At 64.2% G+C, this 15313-nt stretch carries 14 protein-coding genes and 7 pseudogenes; 8 read left to right on the forward strand and 13 right to left on the reverse strand.

Annotated features, from left to right (window positions below; all coding sequences use genetic code 11):
* Window positions 1–203: pseudogene (locus D3227_RS43430) on the forward strand (IS66 family transposase); the annotation flags it as partial.
* Between the two features lie 486 nt (window positions 204–689).
* Here D3227_RS43430 and D3227_RS37930 read toward each other — a convergent pair.
* Entirely contained in the window at window positions 690–1094 is a 405-nt protein-coding gene (locus D3227_RS37930) for a hypothetical protein (protein WP_245452117.1), read from the reverse strand.
* A gap of 74 nt (window positions 1095–1168) precedes the next feature.
* Here D3227_RS37930 and D3227_RS42070 point away from each other — a divergent pair, with 74 nt between their 5' ends.
* The 4 genes and pseudogenes from D3227_RS42070 (at window position 1169) to D3227_RS37945 (ending at window position 3491) form a co-directional block, all read left to right on the forward strand.
* Window positions 1169–1483 (forward strand): hypothetical protein, encoded by a 315-nt coding sequence (locus D3227_RS42070; protein WP_120019177.1) that lies wholly within the window; start codon window positions 1169–1171, stop codon window positions 1481–1483.
* Between the two features lie 304 nt (window positions 1484–1787).
* Window positions 1788–1907, forward strand: a pseudogene (locus tag D3227_RS43435) (recombinase family protein); the annotation flags it as partial.
* Between the two features lie 17 nt (window positions 1908–1924).
* Window positions 1925–2146, forward strand: coding sequence for a helix-turn-helix domain-containing protein (locus D3227_RS43440; RefSeq protein WP_245452121.1), 222 nt, complete (start codon window positions 1925–1927; stop codon window positions 2144–2146).
* Window positions 2130–3491 (forward strand): DUF7986 domain-containing protein, encoded by a 1362-nt coding sequence (locus D3227_RS37945; protein ID WP_120019178.1) that lies wholly within the window; start codon window positions 2130–2132, stop codon window positions 3489–3491. The genes D3227_RS43440 and D3227_RS37945 overlap by 17 nt, the downstream gene beginning before the upstream one ends.
* On the opposite strand, the gene D3227_RS37950 is transcribed toward D3227_RS37945, so the two are convergent.
* The 4 genes and pseudogenes from D3227_RS37950 to D3227_RS42075 all read right to left on the reverse strand — a co-directional run bounded on the left by D3227_RS37950 (window position 3466) and on the right by D3227_RS42075 (window position 6359).
* Window positions 3466–3696, reverse strand: coding sequence for a type II toxin-antitoxin system TacA family antitoxin (locus D3227_RS37950; protein WP_120019179.1), 231 nt, complete (start codon window positions 3694–3696; stop codon window positions 3466–3468). The two genes, D3227_RS37945 and D3227_RS37950, sit on opposite strands and share 26 nt — an antisense overlap.
* A 192-nt stretch (window positions 3697–3888) precedes the next feature.
* Window positions 3889–4832, reverse strand: a pseudogene (locus tag D3227_RS37955) (DUF2493 domain-containing protein).
* Between the two features lie 260 nt (window positions 4833–5092).
* Window positions 5093–6141, reverse strand: a pseudogene (locus D3227_RS37960) (DUF7146 domain-containing protein).
* Between the two features lie 47 nt (window positions 6142–6188).
* The gene (locus tag D3227_RS42075) at window positions 6189–6359 is read right to left on the reverse strand and encodes a hypothetical protein (protein WP_167481048.1); all 171 of its coding nucleotides are present in this window, start codon (window positions 6357–6359) and stop codon (window positions 6189–6191) included.
* A 176-nt stretch (window positions 6360–6535) separates the two neighbouring features.
* On the opposite strand from D3227_RS42075, the gene D3227_RS44610 reads away from it, so the two are divergent.
* Window positions 6536–6736, forward strand: coding sequence for a DUF1173 family protein (locus D3227_RS44610; RefSeq protein WP_425374595.1), 201 nt, complete (start codon window positions 6536–6538; stop codon window positions 6734–6736).
* A 300-nt stretch (window positions 6737–7036) separates the two neighbouring features.
* Here the strand turns inward: D3227_RS44610 and D3227_RS37975 are convergent, their stop codons facing one another.
* The 5 genes and pseudogenes from D3227_RS37975 to D3227_RS37995 all read right to left on the reverse strand — a co-directional run bounded on the left by D3227_RS37975 (window position 7037) and on the right by D3227_RS37995 (window position 11689).
* A complete protein-coding gene (locus D3227_RS37975) occupies window positions 7037–7726 on the reverse strand; it encodes a transposase (protein WP_245452118.1) in 690 nt (229 codons plus the stop codon).
* Between the two features lie 409 nt (window positions 7727–8135).
* Window positions 8136–8765 carry a DUF1419 domain-containing protein gene (locus D3227_RS37985; protein ID WP_120019183.1) on the reverse strand — a complete coding sequence of 210 codons (630 nt, stop codon included), beginning with the start codon at window positions 8763–8765 and terminating at the stop codon, window positions 8136–8138.
* Between the two features lie 280 nt (window positions 8766–9045).
* Complete coding sequence (locus D3227_RS43445) at window positions 9046–9261, reverse strand: hypothetical protein (protein ID WP_245452119.1); 216 nt, start codon at window positions 9259–9261, stop codon at window positions 9046–9048.
* Window positions 9262–9263: 2 nt separating this feature from the next.
* Complete coding sequence (locus D3227_RS43450; protein ID WP_245452120.1) at window positions 9264–9452, reverse strand: hypothetical protein; 189 nt, start codon at window positions 9450–9452, stop codon at window positions 9264–9266.
* 90 nt (window positions 9453–9542) lie between these two features.
* Window positions 9543–11689: pseudogene (locus D3227_RS37995) on the reverse strand (ParB/RepB/Spo0J family partition protein).
* Between the two features lie 189 nt (window positions 11690–11878).
* On the opposite strand from D3227_RS37995, the gene D3227_RS42410 reads away from it, so the two are divergent.
* Together D3227_RS42410 and D3227_RS38005 are read left to right on the forward strand one after the other, a co-directional pair.
* Window positions 11879–12499, forward strand: a complete 621-nt coding sequence (locus tag D3227_RS42410) for a DUF433 domain-containing protein (protein WP_208646577.1) — start codon at window positions 11879–11881, stop codon at window positions 12497–12499.
* Window positions 12496–12882, forward strand: a complete 387-nt coding sequence (locus D3227_RS38005) for a DUF5615 family PIN-like protein (RefSeq protein ID WP_120019185.1) — start codon at window positions 12496–12498, stop codon at window positions 12880–12882. Before D3227_RS42410 ends, D3227_RS38005 begins: the two co-directional genes overlap by 4 nt.
* Before the next feature lie 197 nt (window positions 12883–13079).
* Here the strand turns inward: D3227_RS38005 and D3227_RS38010 are convergent, their stop codons facing one another.
* The 3 genes and pseudogenes from D3227_RS38010 to D3227_RS38020 form a co-directional block, all read right to left on the reverse strand.
* Window positions 13080–13469: a hypothetical protein gene (locus D3227_RS38010; RefSeq protein ID WP_120019186.1), complete on the reverse strand. Its 390-nt coding sequence runs from the start codon at window positions 13467–13469 to the stop codon at window positions 13080–13082.
* A 196-nt stretch (window positions 13470–13665) separates the two neighbouring features.
* A pseudogene (locus tag D3227_RS38015) lies at window positions 13666–14632 on the reverse strand (ArdC family protein).
* 44 nt (window positions 14633–14676) lie between these two features.
* Window positions 14677–15249: pseudogene (locus D3227_RS38020) on the reverse strand (hypothetical protein); the annotation flags it as partial.
* Between the last annotated feature and the right edge of the window lie 64 nt (window positions 15250–15313).

The following is a 15313-nucleotide window of genomic DNA, read 5'->3' on the forward strand; positions in this document are numbered from 1 at the left end:
AAACCTTCGCCGCCTCGACCATCGCCGGCAAGCGTCGCGCCCTGGAGCGAAGTCTGGACGATATCTTCGCCACCACAACGTCGTGCGATCTGGCCCGCGACATCCAAAACAAGTTCAGGCGAGCTCGCGATCAACTTTTGACCTTTGCCCAAAGGCCAGGAATGGTCGACGCGACGAACAACGCCTGCGAACGGGCGCTGAGATGCGGCAGATGGACCAGAACTCTGGCCGCCATCGCTTGGCCGCCCACGCAAAGGTGCCGGATCGTCGGGATGCTTGCCGCGCACCTCCCGGGTCATGTCGCATGCGTCGTCAATACCTCGAACAGCAGCATGGCGCGTGAACCGCCTTTCTGGTCGGGATGGCGGCACAGCGTTTTCGAGATCGGAGCCGACTGGCAGCGAACTTCACGGCCCTCGGTAGCAATGCCTCGAAGCCACGATGGATGACCGCGCAAACAAGGATGTTCGCCACGCTCGCACCCGCTTCAGATGCAAGACGGGCAAGATAATCATCGTGCACAACGCCCTGCGGCTCTGCGCGTGGGCCGGTCTCGCAAGGGGTCGGCTCCGGCCGCTCAAACAAGTGGAGTTAGCTCGGAGCCGGATCAAACATGTCAGATCGGACCCGCCGGGCTGTCTGCGGACCGCGCCCATATCATCCTGGCAGCGCCAGACGCTCGTCCGGCGTCATGTGGGCTTCGGCTTGGCGGCGAATGTCGGGACCGGCATGGCGGAGCATGGCGCACCAGTCTTCCACATTGTACGTGGTCGCCATGCTGCCCCTGGCCAGTCATAAATGACGCACGGCTTGTTCGCCATGGCGAGCCGAAGCACATTGACGGCCGTGCCGGGTGATGCGCCGTCCCAGACCATCATGCCAAAGTCAGCGCGCCGCGCCATCTCCCGGTCTTTGGCGGCGTGGACCCAGTATCCTGTGGCATCGTCAGGAGAAGGAACATGGTAGGCGGCCCAGTCGCCCAGATTATTGCGGGGTTCCTTGCCGGCATGGAAGACGCCGACATGCTCGTACCTGTAGCCTGCGAGCAGGCCCTGCGCCTCGGCATCGGCTCCCGACGCGTCGCCAATCAGCACGCCGTGCTCGGCAGCAACGATTGCGCCGATGCGAGTGATGGCTCGGCAGTTCGAATATCTCGCTTGATCCCCCTATGAATATCATCGACATCGTGACTTCCCTTCTCTCCAGCGTCCCCCGCCCCCGCGCCGGCCGCCCTCTCCCTCTGGCCCTGCGCGAGGGATCGTCACCGAAGGCCGAGACGGCGAAGCCGGCTCGGGGAGCGGCGGACGCCGCGACTAAAGCCCGGCCGGCCGCAGGCCGGCGCGCCCGGATCGGATGGGCCGCCGAGAGACGAACTGCCGAGGACCAACCCGCTACCGAGATGGCGGCGATCGCCGACGAGTTGTCCGATCAGGAGGCAGGCGATCGGATCTGGTGGTCGCCCGGCGCGGATCGCGCGCCCTGATCGGCTGGATCACACTCGACGCGAGTCCATAGTAGCCGACCACGCCTCCATCGTCGTGAACGACCAGAGCACGTGTGAAGCCGCGGGCCTGATTGGCAGCGCAAAACCGTTCAGCCAGGCATCGAGCGCCGGTTTTGCCGCAGTCGAATGCGCCGAGCCGGTGCGAATCGTCCAGCAGTCCGATACCTGAAAGCGCCACCTATCGTTCCCGCGGCGCTTCCCCTGCGCAGCCGCTCGGCCCCTTGGGCGACGGAGCCGCGGCCGATGCCGGGATTGCCTGCATGAAGGCGTCATGGGAGTGCGGATGACGGCTTCGATCGAGGCCAATGGCGCCGGGTTCCGTTCGCTGAAAGAGGCGATCGACACGCCGACGCCAGCGGGGCGAATGATGATGCAGATGGTCGGTTCCTTCGCTGAATTCGAGCGCGCCATGATCCGCGAATGCACCTCCGCCGGGCTCGCCCAAGCCAGGTCCGAGGGCGACTCGGCGGCCGCCGCAGGAAGCTCGATGCAAAGAAACGACTGGAAATCGCCGAAAGCGTCTTGTCGGGCCGCAAGTCCGGTGCCGAAATGGCCAGGCTCTATAATATCAGCGAGCCGACCGTCTCGCGCAGCGTCGCCGCCTACCGCCAGACAAGGAGAACCCATGAAAGCCAGCCGTGACCTGTCAGGCCTCGTCAAGTTCCTCAGCCGCGATGACTGGACGTTTCATTTCGAGGAGGTGATGGGCGACCATTTCTGGTCCGTCATGGATGAATTCGATCTCGACCGTGAGGAGATCGGCGAAGCACTTGGCGATCACTGGAGCATGACTTTGTGGGGATGCGTCTTCGAGGACTTCCTCACGCAGGTCTTCGAACCCGACGGGCAAACCTTTGTCGATGCCTATCTCAAACGCCGTGGCTGGAAGGAGAGCGCCCAAGCCAAGGCCTACATGAAGGCGCTCAGCGTTTCCGTCATGAGCCTTTACGAGGTCAGCGAGATCGTTCCCGGAAAATCCTTTCTCGCACGCGATCTGATCCGCGGCGGCGAACCCATCCTGATCAGCGAAGGGACGGCCACCCAGACCCTGAAACGATGGGTGCGGATCGCCGCGCGGATCGTGACGATCGGAGGCAAACACATTATTGCCGGCGGCCTGCTGCCTTTCTCGCTGGAAGCTTCGGATGCGTTGCTGGAGGGGCTGAAGGTACTGCCCGGCAAGCGGCACCGTTCGAAAGCCAAACCATCACTCGACGACGACATGCTGCGCGTGGCCGCTCCCCTGTTCACCCACGCCTTCCTGTTCGATAACCTTCCCAAGGCCTTCGGAGAAACGCAGCCGTTCGTCCACAACAGTGACGGCGATGAAATCGTCTTTCACGAGGTGCGCTTTCCGCTTGCAACCGGAACAACGCAGAAAGACATCGCCGCTCGGCTCGAAGGGGTTCCGAATCTACGCCAGGAGAATGCGCAATTCTGGAACTTGCTGGGCCAGCGGCCACAAAGCCACCGAATGAAAGCCCGTGCGCCGAATGCCATTGCGGCAGGTGTCACGATGGAAGACGGCACGCCGGTGCTCGGCGATCTCGAGCTGAAGGGCCGCTTGCTGGTCCTTTCGGCCAATTCCGCCGCGCGTGCCGCCAAAGGAACCACCCTTCTGGAGAACGTGCTCGGCCAGATGGTGCGCGCGCCGCTGACGACAATCCAGACCATCGAGCAGATGAAGGCCTCCCGAAAGGGGCGAGAGACATCGTCCGACGAGATTCCACTCGAGGTCGCGACGCCGCTCGTCCACGCCATGCTCGACAAACAATATCGCGAAGTCCTCGACGAGCCGGTCCGCATGCTCGGAGACATCGCGCCACGGGCAGCCATACGGACGAAGAAAGGCCGGGAAAAGGTCGTCGAATGGCTCAAATATCTCGAATACCGGTCCGCAAGCTCCCAAAATCCGCAAGACCCGATGGCAACCTACGACTTCGGCTGGCTGTGGCGCGAGCTCAACGTTGAAAACCTTCGCCGCTAGATCCTACCGCATTTCTGTGTCCCAATAATGTACTGAAGCGGTTCCGTTCAGGGATCGCAGTCTGGGCTTCATGCGGCGCGGCGCGGCGCATGAACTCGGTGCGCGACAGGCCGAGCAGTTGCGCGCCGCGGTCGATGGTGGTGAGATCGTCGTCGCGGAACTGCATCGAGACGGGTGTCTTCTTCCTCGGGGCTTTGATGGTCATGGCGCGCTGTAGGTGACGACAACGCGCACTGCGATACACCGCCGCCACGTGCCCCATGCCATTGGTCGCTTTGAGCAGCGCTGTGCGACTGGTTCGGACAGGTGCACGCGACGAATCCGACCGCGAGCGCTCGGATTCGTCGACGTGGGGATGGAAGCGAGTCCCGAGCGCGGACGCAAGGAAGGCGGCGCTTCACGCGCCGCCCTCCGCGAACCGCCAGACGGGGATGCCAAGCCGACGGGCCTTGTCGGCGAGGTTCTGTGTGATGCCGGATCCGGGGAAGACGATCATGCCGTAGGGCATGACCGAGAGCAGCTGATCGTTGCGGCGGAACGGAGCGGCCTTGGCGTGACGGTTCCAGTCCGGCTTGAAGGCGATCTGGGTGACCTTGCGGTTCTCTGCCCAGCAGGCGGCGATCCGTTCGGCCCCGCGCGGGCTGCCACCGTGGGGAGCAGGACCATGTCTGGATGCTTCTCACGGGCCTTGTCGAGCGCGTCCCAGATCCGGTCGTGATCGTTGCAGTCGAGGCCGCCGGCGAAGGCGATCTTGGTGCCGGCCGGGACGAGCACCTCGGTTTCAGCGAGGCGGCGGGCAGCGAGGAAGTCTCTGGAGTCGATCACCGCCGCTGTCATCGCCTGATGGGAGACCTTGGATCCGGTGCGCGGCCGCCATGCCGATCCGGTCTGCGCCTCGTAGAGGTCGGCGGCTTCGTCGCGCATGATTTCCAGCACGTTGCGACGCTCGATGTAGGTGATGCCTTCGCCCGTGAGCCGTTCCAACTCGACGGACTTCACCTCCGAGCCGTCCTGTTCGCTCTGGCTCGAACGCTGCGCATCCTCGTTGCGGTCGAGGCTGCGGGCGACGCGTTCGGCGGCGCGATGGAAGACGTTGGTAAAAGACCAGAGCAGGTCGTCGAGATCGGGTTCGAGCCTGGTGTCGCCGAGCATGCCGGCGAAGGTCTCGACGATCCCGGCGAGGCCGGCCCGGATCACCTCGTCGTCGGGCAGCGGGCGCGGGTCCGGCTCGTCCTGATGCGGACGATGGCCGTACATCTGGAGTTCGAGGATGACGCGGTCAGTCGGTGAGGAGGCGTGATAGGGCTCGTAGGCGTCGTCGAAAGGAAGCTCGTAGGTCATGGCGTGTCTCCGTCGGTCGTGGCCGCGCCGATCGCGGCCTGACAGCGCATCCCCGCCGCGCCCCGGGCGCGGCCGCACCGAAGGCCGAAGCGCAAGCGGAGGACGGCGCAGCCGTTGCGGCCGTGACCGGGGGGTGGCAGGGGTCGCCTCTCAGGCAGGCCGCGGGCGCGGCCCCTCCGGCGGACCGCCGCCCCATGCCTGCAACCTTCCGTTGACGCCGCCCCTGCCCGCCTGCCGGACAACTTTCCGGCTTGGGCCGCTCATCCGGACGGCAGAAAGAGACGGGCATCATCGGGGGTGAGCTGGCCCCGCAGCCAAGCCACGAGGCGGGCCGGGCCGAGCTGCCGGAGATCGTCGTTGAAATCGCCGAGCCGCGGCCGCAGCACCAGGGCGAGGATCCCGGCCTCGCCTGCTCGCTGGCTGAGACGCTCGATGCCCTGCCGGCCGGCGGCGTCCGCATCGGCCGCGATGTAGAGGCGGGTACAGCCGGGCGGGAAGATCAGGCCGGCGAGGTGGTTGGCCGAGGTGGCGGCTGCCACCGGCAGCGCCGGCATCACCGTCCGGAGCGAGGCCATCGTCTCGAAGCCCTCGCCGGCAGCCATGACCGGGATAGGCGTACCGGGCTGGAAGCCAAGCCAGATGCCGTTGCCCAGAAGGTGGCCCAGCGAGCGACGGGGATCGACGAGATGCGCCTTGCCGTTGCCTGCAGGATCAAGCCAGGTACGTTGCAGGCCGGTGATGCCACCATCGAGGCCGCTGACGGCCGCGATCAGCGCGGGAAGCGTCTGCATCTCGCCCGTCACGAGATCCCGGTAATAGCAGGCGGGATGGAAGCGCAGGGCGCGCTCGCGCGTGGAAAGCAGAATGCCGCGGCCGGCAATGTAACGCTCGGCGAGGGTGCCGGCGATCGGCTGCGACATGGCGAACAGGCGACGCGCGGCGTCGGGCGAACCGCGTGCCGCGGCAGGTTGGCGCTGCGCTCGAAGGGTCTGAGACTGCAGTGGGGACCGCGGCATGGCGAGGAAGCGACGCGCCTCGTCCGCGACCTCGCGGAAGTCCGTAAGGTTGCAGCTCACTCGATCACGTCGAGCAGGTCGCCATGTTCGCCGCTTTGCTCATCGACCCATTTGCCTGCTGGTCCTTTCGCATTGGCTTTCAGGCGGACGTGCATGGAGCGGCCGCGCGTGTTGCGGACATCGCCGACGATCCAGTGATTGCCCGAGCGATGACCGTTGGAAAGATATTCGCGGCACACCGCCTCGGCATGATCGCCAAGGCGGTATGCCAGATCGGAAGCCGAGCCGGTCATGATCGCGGCCCCTCAAGCCGCTGCATCGGTGCCGCCGAAACCTTCGGTCATGGCGGTACGCAGGAAAGCGGTGGTGACAGGCTTGCCCTGCTCAGAAAAGGTAAAATCTGCGTCGCCGCCTGATAGATCGCCTGGCCGTTGCCGAAGGCGACGGGTGCCGGCGTACCGAGGGGAGCGGCCGTCCGGGCGACAGCCGATGTGGTTGTGACGATGTTCATGGAGATGTCCTTGGCGAGAGGGAGTGGCCACCGCGCCGGCACGCTCTCCGCACCGGCCGGGCCGATCTTCCCCCGGCCCCGGTCTGCCTCTGGCGCGATCACCAAACGGCTTGCGCAGCGCGCAAGGCCATGGGTCAATGCGCAGACAGGGAGATGGCGGCGAAGCCGCGCAGGTGATGCGACGGTTCAGGATTGGAAGGGAGGTCTTTGAAGAGGGAGCGCCTGACCTGCAGTCTGCACTGGCGAACGCCTATGCCCGCAGGCAGCGTCCACTATGCCTGTGCCGAGAGCCGCAGGCTTCCAGAGAGAATTGTTGTTGCTGTGGAGAGCAGATCCGAATCCGGCCGGCTCGCAAATTGTCGGAGAGATCACGTTGATGGTCGTGTCCGAGAACTGGATTCCTTCCGAGACGGCCCTGAAAAGGGTTCGTCGGTGCGCTCGGCCGGCTTCGCGACAACAGCGTGAAGGGATTGCGCTACGACCTGCAACCCGGCCAGCCGATCGATCTCCTTGTCCCCCCGGGCTGGAGCGGACGAAGTGTTCGAGGATACGCCGCAGGATATGATCGTGAACCGGCCGGAGGATGGCGCGTGGACCTGGTGGGTCGGCGATGCCGATATGCCGTCACTGCCACTTCGACCGTTGCGCCGACCCGTTGTTGGAGGTTTCAGATGATCTTAGACGAGGCCTAATCTCTTCTTCAGCTCGGCATTCTCCTTGCGCAGATGTTCGGCAAGCATGCCTTTCAGTCGCTCGTTCTCTTCCTCGAGCGCGAGCAGATCCTTGAGATCGCCCCTATCCTGGGCAGGCGCTGCGGCCTTCTTCCAGAGATAATAGGTCTGTTCGGATATACCAGCCTGACCGACGGCACTTCTCATGGTGGCGCCGCCGGCGACCGACTTCTCGATTTGCGTAAGCTTCTGCGAGCGTTCCATTTGGGTGTGGACCTTTCGTCCGGTCCGAACTGCTATAGCTGGGACCTCGGCTGCCTTCAAAGCGGGCTTGGCGCCATTCGTTCGCGCAGGCTTATTGGGCGCGGCCTTTGTCTTTCTCGGCCGTGAGGTTTTCTTTTTCGTCTCGAGCGGGTTCAGCGTGGCAGATGCTTCCGCCATACTTTGTGGTGATTCGGCTTCCTGAGGATCGGTCATGTATTGCTCCACTTGCTGATTGCATTCATCTTCTGCATCAATAGGACCGGCCACTGTGTCAACAGGCCGAGGATTTGGCAGAACTACTACCTCTGCATCCCTGGCCACCTTTGCCGCCACAGCGGACAGGTCAACATCGCCCCAAATGGAACGACCCGCTTTTTGAACGCCGCGCTTCTGTTTAACCTCTACGATGAATGGTCGGGTCTGCCGCTTCATATGCCTTTCCTGGTGAGAAACGATTTGCCGATAGATCGCTGTCTCTCGGGCAGAGCTTTTATCGAAAGAGCCCGCGGGAGGGCAAGTGTCGTTTTCAACCGATTAATACTCGTGAGGATGGCACGCTGGCGTCTCGTTTGGCAATGGCTTCTGTCTCGTGCGGCTGGTTGAACGATGCATCGAACCCGGCCTTCCCGCGGGCGCGACTTTGCCGAGCGGCACCGGCCAGCTTGCGCGCGGGAACATCGGCAGGCCATTCGGCCGCGGCTTCGATGGAAAGCTGAGGTAGCGCTGGAGATTGGCCGCGAGGCGGGGGCGGACCTCGCCAAGCAATTGTCGACGGCGCAGGTCCGGCGTGGCCGAGGTCGAATGCGCTTCATAGATGCGCTCGTTCGCCAGTGGCGGCTGCTTAGGAGGGGTCCGCATCGTTGCCCCTTCTCCTCTTGGCGTGTGCGCGTATCGCCGACATGCGGCTGTCGATCTCATCGTCTGACAGGTCCTCGAGCCGTTTCAGGATTGTGCCGTCGCGGCCGCCATCGACCAGCACTGCACGCTTGCCGTGGTGCTCGACGGGCCAGGCGTCGGGATTGATTTCGCCGGCAATTCCCTTGAAGTCGGGATGGGTCGTGTTCCAGATCGCCTCGAGCTTTTCCTCTCGGGTCATGCTGTCGGTCGCGCCCGTCTCGCGGGCGATGATGGCTGCCCGCATGGCGTCCGGGCTGTGCTTGTCGGAAAGGTTACAGAAACCGTGGAACCAGCGTTCGCGGCCGCGGATCCTGATCGCGAAGAAGACGCTGGTGACGTAGCCGGCCTTGTATTCGGACATGCCGAACATGCCCGTCCGCCGAAACAGCGGCGGCAGGAGGCCGAGCATGAAATGGTATGCTGACGCTTCCACCTCAAACCACTCACCCTCGTAGGGGGTGCCGGATGAAGGATCGATGCCGGGGGTGCCACGGTGCCTGTTGAACAGCTGAAACATCTGCTCGCGGCTGGCGATCCCGTTGTGGACTTTGCGGAAAGCCGAACGGTGTGACATGGCTTTGCTTTCGGAATGGCCGCGCCAGCCGCTCGCGCGGCATGTCGCGGGCAGTGGAGATCGGCGGTTTTGAAGGGAGTGTCGAAGTGGGGCTGGACGTCGGCGAACCGAGCCGGCAGCGGGGGACGATTGGCGGGAGGGCGTCGTTTAGATGACGGCGAACTTGCGGGTTTCGAGACGGGTCATCGCTCTTTGCCTCGATCTGACATGGGAAAAGCACCGTCAGGGATTTCGCGTCGGCGGTGCCCTGGGTTGTCGGCGCAAAAGGGTCTGCGGCCGATCAGGCGGCGCGGAATTGGGACGCGTTCGAATCGCGACGGCTTACGCCGGTGATGGCGCGGACGGCGGCCGCAAGGGCGGGAATATCGTCGAGCATGGCGAGCGCGACGAAGTGGTTCGGGCCGCCGCTGTAGTCCTTGCGGCCCTTACAAGTCCGGATCAGAATGCCGTGGCCGGACGAAAGCCCGAACTGGATGTAGGCGCACGCGTGATGCAAGGTTAGACAGCTACCCCAGCCCTGTTGGACCGGAGGTCGTAGCTGCCGGACGGCAGGTCGAGTTCGGCGGCGAGCTTCTTCAGCCTTGAACGGACCGTAGTATGAAAGCGTCTCTTTTGCTGCTCGTCGTAGGAGCAGCTCTTGTCCCACTGGAACATATCGATCTCCATGATGCGAAAGTGCCCGGGCATCGCTGCCGCGATCCCAGGCTGATAAACGTGCTGAAACAGGAACGGGGCCCGGCGTCATTGCCGGGCCCAAATGTGGATCAATGGCGCTGCCTACTCAGCAGCCTCGAGCTGTTCGCTCGCGTCGCCGCCATCGGAAGCGGGATCGCCGGTCGAGGATTCCGCGTCGGCCTCGAGGAACGCCGGCAGGTCATCCGCCGCCTCATCGAGTTCCTCGGTGCCGAGCACCTCGCTATCCGTCACCTGATCGACGAGATCGGAGGCGCCGCAATCGGAACGACGCAACGGCTCTGGCAGCCAGTTCGATCCCTCGAGAAGTCGGGCGGCCTCACGGGCCATGATCTCCTTCTTCATGTGGTCGATCAGCTGCGCGGAGTCTTCGCCACGGGCTTCGCGGACAGCCTGCAGAATCCGCGCCTTGGTGAGACGCCCGAGGAACTCGACCGTGGGCGTCCAGCCGGCGTCGACCATATCGAACTGAAGTGAGTAGGCCAGCACGTCGGCATGCTCGAGCGCCCGCGGCCGCCTGTTCCACGGTTCGACCACCGCATTGAGGGTCAGCGAGACGCAGTGGGCGAACAGCGCCTTGCGGCTTGCCTCGTCGAGGCCGAGAAGGAAGTCCCACAAGCCGTCCGTCTCATCGGGCAGCTCACGGTCCCAGGCTTCGTGCCGCTCGTCGATTTCCTTCGCCCAGGACGTCTCGGCAAGCCCGTCGACCTGGCTGAAGCTGCCGCTCTTCAGGCTGATCTCAAGGCAGCTATCCGGCGCGAAGCGATAGAAGACCTGCAGGACGAAGGCATGGAGTGCCGCGACGAAGGCGATATCGACGTCGCCGGCGAGCGCATTGCGCAGCGCCAGCGTCCGCTGTGCGGTCAGGTCGAAGACGAGCCGATCGGGCAGCGGCTTGATGCCGTCGTCCTCGCCGTCGTCGCCAGAGCTGTCATCCACCGGCTTGCCGTTGACGACAACGCCATCGCCATCGTCGTCGCCGCTAGACCGGGCTTCGCCCTCGGCGTCCCCTTCCTCGCGCTCATCGCCACCGCCGGTCTCGGGCCGGGGCTCGTCCTCGGCGCGCACGAAACCGGCCTCGACCTGGAGCTTGCCGTGCGCGGCAAGCGTCACGAACACCCCGGCAATGCCCTTCTGGGCGGGGTCGTAGCTTTGAGGACGGTCATCGATCGCATCGAGCTCGGCGCCCAGCTGGTCGAGCTTCGCCTCGATTGCCTCGTCGGCATCCTCGGCCGCGGCATAGTCCGCATCGAGCTTGTCGTGTTCGGCCTTCAGCGCGTCGTAGCGTTTGATCTCCTCGGCGCTGAGCTCCTGGGCCTCGGCGTAGATGCGCCGCATGCCGGAGGTGTGGCCATAGGAAAGCTGATCGCCGCCTCGACCCATTTCCAGCCTTCCGCACGGATCGCCTCGGCATCCACCTTTAGCTTGTCGAAGACCAGCTGCTCGAGCAGTGCTGCATCCTGGAACCAGCCGCCGGAATCCTGCTCGAACAGGTCGCGCAGGACAACGCCGCCGGCCGCCTCATAGGCTTCCGCGCCGACATAGACGGCCCGGCGATCGTCTGCGCGTACCGTCGTCTCGGTCAGCAGGCGCCTGATGTAGTAGGGTTCCTGCGTGTGCGAGTTGGATATCCGCTCCCAGATCTGCTCCTGGCGCGCGTGGTCGTCCGAGATCGAGAACGCCATGACCTGCTCGAGCCGGATTTCGTCCTTCTCGTAGAGATCGAGAAGCCTCAGTGACACCGATGCCAGCCGCAGGCGCTGCCTCACCGTCGCCGGCGACACGAAGAAGCGGGCGCCGATCTCGTCCGGATCGAGCCCCTGATCGCTCAGCGTCTTGAAGGCCCGGAACTGGTCGAGCGGATGAAGGTCGGCGCGCCGCAGGTTTTCGGCAATCGAATCCTCTTCGGCCGAGGTCTCTTGCCTGCGGTTGACGATGCAGGGGATCGGCTCGTTCTTCGCCAGGCGCTTCTGCTTGATGAGGATGCCGAGCGCGAGATAACGCCGGCCGCCGGCGGGCACCTCGAACGTGCCGGTCTCCTCGCCATCGCCGTCAAGCACGGGACGGACGTTCAGGCTCTGCAGGAGCTTGCGCCGGCCGATGTCCTCGGCGAGTTGTTCGATGGTGACGCCGTCCTTGATGCGTCGGACATTCTTCTGCGACAACATCAGTCTGTCGTAGGGGATGTTCTCGGCGGCGTTCATTGCGATCTTCTGAATGGCCTTTGCCATGGTCAGGGTCTCCATGACGGACGGCCCGGGGCCACTCCCCGAACCTCCAAGCCCGTCACGAAACCTCCCCTCCCCCCTCTGCCTTTTATGGCCTCGCGCCAGCGCCGAACGCCTGTCGCCGCAGTGTGCTGGACTGCGGGTGGCAAAGGCGCTATATATCTTCCATGGATGTGGAAGGATTATCGTGTCATGTCGGGATTCAGCCGCGAGGTGCTCACTGCCAATGAAGCGGCGTCGGTGACGCGTGTGCCGCTCAAGCAGGTGCACCGCATCATCGATGCCGGATTGCTGCGCGGTCGCGTCGAGACGCGGCGCGGCAGTCGCGTCATCGTTGGATCGGGTCTTGTCGGGCTTCGACTCGCCTGGCTGACGTCTCAGACGCTGACGCCGGCGGCGCGGCGGCGGATCGTGAAGAATGCGATCGCGGCCGAGGCTGTGACCATGGTCGCGGACGATCCGCTCAGGGTCGACCTGAAGCCTATTACCGCCGAGGTGAAGAGCGGCCTCGGGCGGTTGAGGAAGGCGAAGGCGATGGTGGTGCGAGATCCAAATGTCCTCGGCGGCCAGCCGGTCTTTGCGGGAACGCGCATCCTCGTCCATGATGTCGCCGAGATGCTCGCCAACGGCGACGCGGCCGAGGCGATCCATGCCGCCTATCCGCAGCTGACCCTCGACCGGATATGGCTCGCGGCCGACTACGCGCTCGCCTATCCCCGCCGCGGTCGTCCGCCCGCAAAGCCGGCCTGGCGTGCCGTTCCGGCGAAGTCGTCACGCACGATCGGTCTCGACGATCTGCCGGCTGCTTCGTGAAGTTCCTGATCGACGAATGCCTGAGCCCCGAGCTGGCAAAACTCGCGCGGGAACGAGGATTTACCGAGTCGAACCACGTTCGCTGGCTGGGCCTGGCCGGCGCGAAGGATCATGTGGTGACGCGCCGCGCCGTCGACGACGGGTACATCCTGGTCACGCACAATACGACGGACTTTCGCGGCCTCTACGGCCGCGAGGAAATGCATGTCGGGCTGGTGGCCTTCAACACGGCTCCCGGTCTGATGAGCCTCAACCTGCAGACACGGCTCTTCCTGCTTACTCTTTCCGAGCTCAGCGGCGAGGAAGCTTGGAATGAGGTGCTGGAGATTACAGTGGACGCAGATCGTATCGTCCGGGTGGAACGCTTCTCCCTTCCGGGCTGACGACACTATGAATCCGGCTCGCAGATCCCGACACGACCGAGCCGGCTGAGAGCCTGCAGCATGTTGGCATGGTCCATCAGGATATCACCGCCTGCCAGTCGACGGTGACGGTCTTGCTCGTGCTGCGCGTTCGCTCGTGCCGGACAGATCCTCGAATTCAGCCATGGTGGTGTAGAGCTTGAGAAGAGGCCGGCCGCTCATGTCCTGCCCCTTCCCTCGTCGACCGGCACGGTGTCGAAGCCGGCTATGTTCCAGACCTCGGCGCCGGCCGCCGCCCAGGCAGTTGCGACGGCATGCAGCGGCGCATAGGAGAGGCCGTGGCAGGACGCGGGTTCGGGCTCGCGCCTGACGGCGACCATTGGGCCGCGAAGGGTCAACTTGAGTACGGCATCGAAATCGACCTGGCGGCTGTCGATGACTGGAAGGCCCGCCGCGATGCACTGGGCCTTGATATCCTCGCGGCCATAACCGGAGAGTTTTGCTCCGGCTCGATAGTGCAAGGTGAAGCCGCCGCGGCCTATCGTGAGATGGCCGCCCACGGTCGCGGGTGCCGCCGGCAATGGCTGCGGTATAGTCGGATTTGCCATGTTACTGCGCGGGTCGGCTCCCTGGGCCAGACGCTGATCAGGGCGAGCTCGGCGCGAGTACTCGCCCAGTTGTGGAAGGTGGCCGAACCGCAAAGCTGTCCCGACTTGAGAGGCCCCGCTCCCGGCAGATCGACGTGGAGCGGGAGCGGCGGAGCGGGAGAACCTGATCGCCCAGCATATTCAGGTCCGCGCCCTGTTATAACGCGCCAGCGACAACAGGAGAAGCAGGCTGGCCCGCATCCGGCTCATTGATGATCGCGAATGATGTCTGACAGGCTTCAGCGAGTGCGGGCTGCTGCGCGTGCATCCAGTCGGCGGCCTGCTGCGCCTTGCTCGCGGCAGTGAAGATGGCGTGGGGATCGCCATTCAATTTCTTCAGCCACGAGGCAAGATACGCTGCGTGATCTGGGCGCGGATGATGGGCAATCCCTTGATCTGCAAGGACAAGTCCGCTGAGAATCTCCACGCAGCATTCTTCCGCGGCATAGGCGGCCGAGCCGAACCTGCCAGAAAGATCGCGGTCTAGCCGGTGCTTCGCACCCGAGGCGTGGCCGCATTCATGCAGCATGATGCCATAGAACGACGCAGCATCGCGGAAGGAAGCGAAGTCCGGCATGAATACCGTGTCCGAAGACGGAAGATAGTAAGCTTCCGATCCGCCGAACACCGTCTTGATGCCGAGGTTGGCGATAAACGCCTCCGCGTGCGCGAGACGCTCGTTCTCCAGGCAGCGTGTCCGTCGGCGGGCGCTCGTATCCGTCCACCTGAGCGACATTGAACACCGAAAATGCCCGGGCGAACATTCGCCGGTGGCCACCTTCGTCATCGTCGCCATCGTGCCCAGCCGGCTCGGAGAACGCGATCTGCTTCCACAGCACGACAGTGGTCGAACGCTCACCCTTGCGTACCTGCGCGCCAGCGTCCTGCCATTGACGGTAGGTGCCCCATAGACCATCGCCGTAACCGGAGGCCATGGCTGCGACCCAAAGTGCTACCGTATTGATGCCGCGGTAGCTTTTGCCAGACGATATATTGGTTGGGCGCGTAGCGCTCGTCCCGTTGTGGAACCAAGGCGCGCGCCATTCGCCTGCACCTTGCTCAATTGCGGCGATGATCTCCGCCGTGACGCGGGTGTACACGTCTGCCCGATCCTGAGCCGCCATGATCAGGCCCTCCCTGCGCAGGAGGTGTCAGCGCTCAAGAATACAGTTGCAAAATGACCTAAGCCAGGCACCTTCCACATGGTGTCGCCGGTGCCGTTGCCTGCGATCTTCATGACCGCTGCGACAAGCTCATGGTCCCATATGCCATAATCCGGGCCGGTGACGGCGCGAAGCTCGATGCGCCCGTCTTTTGCCTCCAAGGTTTTCACAAGCTCGCGATGGGACAGCAGGCCGTGCTGCAGATTGATGCCAGCCAGCGGCGCTGGAAGCTGGCGCAGATAGGTGGCCGGCGCGCCGACCAGGCTTGCAAGTTGGCCAAAACTCCAATGCGTCGGGGCGATAGGGGCATGCGCATCGGGCAGCATTAGCCACAGGCGCTCCCGATCGTCGCGGCTGGCGTCGACGCGGATCAGTTCGCTTTCGACGAGGCGGGTCTTGATGCGTTCGGTTCGCCATTTCACCGAATTATGGAGATCGGTGAGAGAAAGGTAGCGCTCGTCGGCCGGCCGATTGAACCACTCCGACGACACGCGACCGATACGCTGGCCGCGGCTGACGTCGACCTTGTAACCGGCACGCGCGTTACGGACGGGCGTGTGAAATTCCATTTGTGTCATGGTTGCTGCTCCGCGGCGGACGCCGGGAGCCTCTCTCCCGGACCTTCACCCGCCGCTGCAGGCC

The organism is Mesorhizobium waimense (assembly GCF_003601975.1).
Classification (GTDB): domain Bacteria; phylum Pseudomonadota; class Alphaproteobacteria; order Rhizobiales; family Rhizobiaceae; genus Mesorhizobium; species Mesorhizobium waimense.

Excerpts from the sequence above, each read along its gene's own strand:
- D3227_RS42410 (WP_208646577.1), top strand. The coding sequence starts at position 11,879 with ATGTCGGGATTCAGCCGCGAGGTGCTCACTGCCAATGAAGCGGCGTCG.
- D3227_RS42070 (WP_120019177.1), top strand. The coding sequence starts at position 1,169 with ATGAATATCATCGACATCGTGACTTCCCTTCTCTCCAGCGTCCCCCGC.
- D3227_RS37950 (WP_120019179.1), bottom strand. The coding sequence starts at position 3,696 with ATGACCATCAAAGCCCCGAGGAAGAAGACACCCGTCTCGATGCAGTTC.
- D3227_RS37985 (WP_120019183.1), bottom strand. The coding sequence starts at position 8,765 with ATGTCACACCGTTCGGCTTTCCGCAAAGTCCACAACGGGATCGCCAGC.
- D3227_RS42075 (WP_167481048.1), bottom strand. The coding sequence starts at position 6,359 with ATGAACATCGTCACAACCACATCGGCTGTCGCCCGGACGGCCGCTCCC.
- D3227_RS37975 (WP_245452118.1), bottom strand. The coding sequence starts at position 7,726 with ATGAAGCGGCAGACCCGACCATTCATCGTAGAGGTTAAACAGAAGCGC.
- D3227_RS44610 (WP_425374595.1), top strand. The coding sequence starts at position 6,536 with ATGCGACGGTTCAGGATTGGAAGGGAGGTCTTTGAAGAGGGAGCGCCT.
- D3227_RS43450 (WP_245452120.1), bottom strand. The coding sequence starts at position 9,452 with ATGCCCGGGCACTTTCGCATCATGGAGATCGATATGTTCCAGTGGGAC.
- D3227_RS38010 (WP_120019186.1), bottom strand. The coding sequence starts at position 13,469 with ATGGCAAATCCGACTATACCGCAGCCATTGCCGGCGGCACCCGCGACC.
- D3227_RS37945 (WP_120019178.1), top strand. The coding sequence starts at position 2,130 with ATGAAAGCCAGCCGTGACCTGTCAGGCCTCGTCAAGTTCCTCAGCCGC.
- D3227_RS43440 (WP_245452121.1), top strand. The coding sequence starts at position 1,925 with ATGCACCTCCGCCGGGCTCGCCCAAGCCAGGTCCGAGGGCGACTCGGC.